The sequence below is a fragment of the Bacillus sp. MBGLi79 genome, from assembly GCF_002953915.1.
In genome coordinates this window covers 2105900-2106595 of the sequence record NZ_CP026521.1, presented here as the reverse complement: position 1 = coordinate 2106595, position 696 = coordinate 2105900, and the positions used below count along the sequence as shown (strand labels likewise).

Here is a 696-nt window from a genome sequence, read left to right as displayed (position 1 = left end):
ACGTTATCCGCTCCGAACTGGACTTTCGTGTAGTTGTGGGCGTGCGGCTGATATGCGCCCGAGAAGTTCAAGTCGATATCAGGAACCTTGTCCCCTTTAAACCCCAGAAACGTCTCAAACGGAATGTCGTGGCCGTCTTTTCTGTAGGCCGCTCCACACTTCGGACAGTCTTTGTCAGGCAAATCAAATCCCGAACCGACCGATCCATAGTTTAAAAACTCGGAATGGCGGCAATCCGGACAGACGTAATGCGGCGGCAGCGGGTTGACCTCGGTAATTTCCGTCAATGTTGCGACAAGGGAAGAACCGACCGATCCCCTTGAACCGACAAGATAGCCGTCATCAAGGGAGCGTTTTACAAGCTTATGAGAGATCAGATAGATGACGGCGAATCCATGGCCGATAATGCTTTTCAGCTCTTTTTCGATCCGCTTTTCGACGATTTCCGGAAGGTCGTCGCCGTAAATGCTTTTTGCTTTCTCATAGCTCATGCGGCGGATTTCGTCATCTGCGCCTTCGATCTTCGGTGTGTAAAGATCGTCTTTGATCGGCTTGATTTCTTCGATTCGCTCGCTGATCAAACGGGTGTTCTTGACGACGATTTCTTTCGCTTTTTCCTCACCCAAAAATGAAAAGGCCTCAAGCATTTCATCCGTCGAAAGGAAATGAACGTTCGGCAGTTCTTGCCTCTTGAGC

General features: G+C 49.7%; 1 pseudogene. It reads right to left on the bottom strand.

Features of this window, described 5'->3' with window-relative positions:
• Positions 1 to 696 (bottom strand): annotated as a pseudogene (gene polC, locus C1T29_RS24770) (PolC-type DNA polymerase III); the annotation flags it as partial.